The sequence below is a fragment of the Clavibacter sp. MX14-G9D genome (assembly GCF_032917815.1).
In the GTDB taxonomy this organism is placed as follows: Bacteria; Actinomycetota; Actinomycetes; order Actinomycetales; family Microbacteriaceae; genus Clavibacter; species Clavibacter michiganensis_K.
The window spans coordinates 1-3304 of record NZ_JAVCVL010000267.1; the positions used below are offsets into that span (position 1 = coordinate 1).

Consider the following 3304-nt stretch of genomic DNA (forward strand, 5'->3'; position numbering starts at 1 on the left):
CGGTGAGGACGCCCTGCGCGATGGGGGACCAGACGATCTGGGAGATGCCCAGCTCCTTCGAGGTCGGCATGACCTCCTCCTCGATGACGCGCCAGAGCGCGGAGTACTGCGGCTGGTTCGAGATGAGCTGGAAGCCGAGGTCGGTGGCGAGCGCGTGGCCGGCGCGCAGCTGCTCGCTCGTCCACTCGCTGACGCCGATGTAGAGCGCCTTGCCCTGGCGGACGACGTCCGCGAAGGCCTGCATCGTCTCCTCCAGGGGCGTCTCGTAGTCGAAGCGATGCGCCTGGTACAGGTCGATGTAGTCGGTCTGGAGGCGCTGGAGCGAGCCCTCGACGGAGTCCATGATGTGCTTGCGCGAGAGGCCCGTGTCGTTCTTGCCCTTGGGGCCGGTGGGGCCGAAGACCTTGGTGAAGATCTCGATCGAGGCACGTCGCTCGTCCTTGAGCGCCTCGCCGAGCACGGTCTCCGCCTTGGTGTTGGCGTAGACGTCCGCGGTGTCGAAGGTGGTGATCCCCGCCTCGAGCGCGGCCTTCACGCACGCGGTCGCGGTGTCGTTCTCCACCTGCGAGCCGTGGGTGAGCCAGTTGCCGTAGGTGATCTCGGAGATCTTGAAGCCGGAGTTGCCGAGGTATCTGAATTCCATGGTCCGACCGTACGCCGCGGGGATGGGCCTGCTCGAAGGAAAGTGTGCGATCAGGCGGCGCGCGGGGGACGGGCGACGTGCAGCGGGGCGAGCGCCGTGTCGAGCGCCGCCTCGAGCGGCCAGGCGGACCGCTCCGGCTGGCTCAGCACCAGTCCGCCCTGGATGGCGGCGAGGATGACCGTGGCGATGCGCTGCGGATCCGCGGACGACGCGACCAGGCCGGCCTCCCGCATCCGCTCGACGCCGCGGGCGAGGAAGCCCCGCCAGGCGCGCATCGCCTCCGCGATGGCGCGCTCGAGCTCCGGGTCGACGGCGGAGGCCTGCGTGGCCAGCGAGCCGATGGGGCAGGCCCAGCGTCCGCGGCCGATGTAGTACTCGACGAGCGCCGCGCGCCACGCCTCCCACGACTCCCAGGAGCCGAGGTCGTGGATGTGCGGCTCCTGCGCCTCCAGCAGCTGCCGGCCCTCCCAGTCCGCGACCTCGCGCACGAGCTCGAGCTTGCCGCCCGGGAAGTAGTGGAAGAGCTGGCTCTTGCTGGTGAGGGTGGCGGCGCGCACGTCGTCGAGGGTCGTGCCGCCGATGCCGGTGGCCAGGATCTGCTCCCCGGTGGCCTGGATGATGCGCTGGCGCGTGAGCCGCCCGCGCGCGGTGATCCTCGGCTCGGCCATGACCCGATGCTACCGCAGTGGACCGTGCGGTCCACTCTGTGGTAGCAATTGGACCATGCAGTCCAACGAAGAAGTCCTCCAGTCCCTCGTCCCCGACACCCGGCTCGCCGGCCGCACGGCCGTCGTCACCGGATCCACCAGCGGCATCGGCGCGGCGATCGCCCGCGTGCTCGCCTCCTCCGGCGCGGAGGTCGTCGTCAGCGGCCGCGACGAGGCCCGCGCCCGCGTCGTCGTCGACCAGATCACCGCGGCGGGCGGGACCGCGCACGCGGTGCCCGCCGACCTGGCCGGGAGCGCCGCGGGCATCCGCCGCTTCGCCGCGGACGCGACCGCCGCGCTCGGCGGCCGGGTCGACATCCTCGTCAACAACGCCGGGATCTACCCCGTCGGCCCGACCTCGGCGCTCGCGGACGACGACCTCGACGCCGTCCTCGCGGTCAACGTGCGCGCGCCGCACGTGCTCGTCGGCGAGCTGGCGCCCGCGATGGCGGAGCGCGGGTCCGGGGCCGTCGTCAACATCGGCTCGTGGATGTCCCGGGTCGGGGTCCCGTTCGGCGCCGCGTACACGGCGTCGAAGGCCGCCGTCGAGCAGATGACCCGCACGTGGGCGGCGGAGCACGGTCCGAGCGGCGTGCGGGTCAACACCGTGGCGCCGGGCGTGACGGCGACGCCCGGCAACGCGTCGGACGCCGCCGTGCTCGACGCCATGACCGCCACCACCGTCGCCGGCGTGCCCGTGCGCCCGGTCGACATCGCCTTCGCCGTGCGGTTCCTGGTCTCCGACGAGGCGGCGTTCGTGCACGGCGCCCTGCTCGACGTGGACGGCGGGATCGGGAGCACGCGCCTCGGCTGAGCCGCCTCTCGACTTTGCCGCCCCTCCCGTCGGCGCCCGCCGCATCCCGGCGGGCGCCGACGCGCGTCCGGAGCATGCTGGATCCATGAGCCGCATCGACCTGCCCGAGCTCGGCCTCGGCACCGCGCCCCTCGGCAACCTCTACCGCTCCCGCACGGACGACGAGGCGCGCGAGGCCGTGCGCGCCGCGTGGGACGCCGGGATCCGGTACTTCGACACCGCCCCGCACTACGGCCTCGGCCTCGCGGAGCGCCGGCTGGGGGAGGCGCTCCGCGAGCACCCGCGCGACGAGCACGTCGTGTCGACGAAGGTCGGGCGCGTGCTCGAGCCCGTCGACGCACCGGAAGGCCGGCGGGACGACGACCTGTTCGACGTGCCCGGCGACCACGTGCGGCGGTGGGACTTCAGCGCCGACGGCGTCCGCCGCTCGCTCGACGACTCCCTCGCGCGCCTCGGCCTCGACCGCGTGGACGTGCTGCTGATCCACGACCCCGACGAGCACCTCGACCAGGCCGTGCGCGAGGCCGTGCCCGCGCTCGTGCGCCTCCGCGACGAGGGCGTCGTGCGGGCGATCGGCGTCGGGTCCGGCACCCCGCGCTCGCTCGGGGCCCTCATCGGCACGGGCGCGCTCGACCTCGCGATGGTCGCCGGCCGGTACACGCTGCTCGACCAGTCGGCGCTCCACGAGGTGCTGCCGGCGGCCGAGGAGCACGGCACGCGCGTCATCGCCGTGAGCGTGTTCAACAGCGGCGTCACGGCGTCCGACTCCCCGGTGGACGACGCGACCTACGAGTACGGGCCCGCGTCCGAGCAGGTGCTGGCCCGCGCCCGCCGCATCGCGGAGATCTGCGCGGGCTACGGCGTGGAGCTGCCGCAGGCGGCGATCCGGTTCCCCCTCCGGCACCCGGCCGTCACGACGGTCGCGCTCGGCATGGCGACGGCGGACGAGGTGCGCGAGGGCACCGCGCGGGCGGCGCGTCCCGTGCCGGACGAGCTGTGGGCCGAGCTCACGGCCGAGGGCATCATCCCGGAGGGCCCGCTGGCCTGAGCCGGCCGCCTGAGCCCGCTGGCGTGAGCGCCCCGGCCTGAGCGCCCCGGCCTGAGTGCCCCGGCGTGAGCGCCCGGCCCACGGTCGCGGAC

The 3304-nt window shown here is 74.1% G+C and carries 4 protein-coding genes; 2 read left to right on the top strand and 2 right to left on the bottom strand.

Translation table 11 applies throughout. The annotated features are described in order from the left end of the window. Window positions 1–643 (bottom strand): aldo/keto reductase (locus tag Q6969_RS14415; protein WP_317231063.1); only part of this gene is annotated, 643 nt, incomplete at its 3' end. A gap of 50 nt (window positions 644–693) precedes the next feature. After that, on the bottom strand, window positions 694–1311 hold the full coding sequence (locus tag Q6969_RS14420) for a TetR/AcrR family transcriptional regulator (RefSeq protein WP_317231064.1): 618 nt from the start codon (window positions 1309–1311) through the stop codon (window positions 694–696). A gap of 55 nt (window positions 1312–1366) precedes the next feature. Between Q6969_RS14420 and Q6969_RS14425 the strand changes: the two genes are divergently transcribed. Both Q6969_RS14425 and Q6969_RS14430 read left to right on the top strand, forming a co-directional pair. Then, window positions 1367–2164, top strand: coding sequence for an SDR family NAD(P)-dependent oxidoreductase (locus tag Q6969_RS14425; RefSeq protein WP_317231065.1), 798 nt, complete (start codon window positions 1367–1369; stop codon window positions 2162–2164). Window positions 2165–2249: 85 nt separating this feature from the next. Continuing rightward, on the top strand, window positions 2250–3212 hold the full coding sequence (locus Q6969_RS14430; protein ID WP_317231066.1) for an aldo/keto reductase: 963 nt from the start codon (window positions 2250–2252) through the stop codon (window positions 3210–3212). Window positions 3213–3304: the final 92 nt, after the last annotated feature.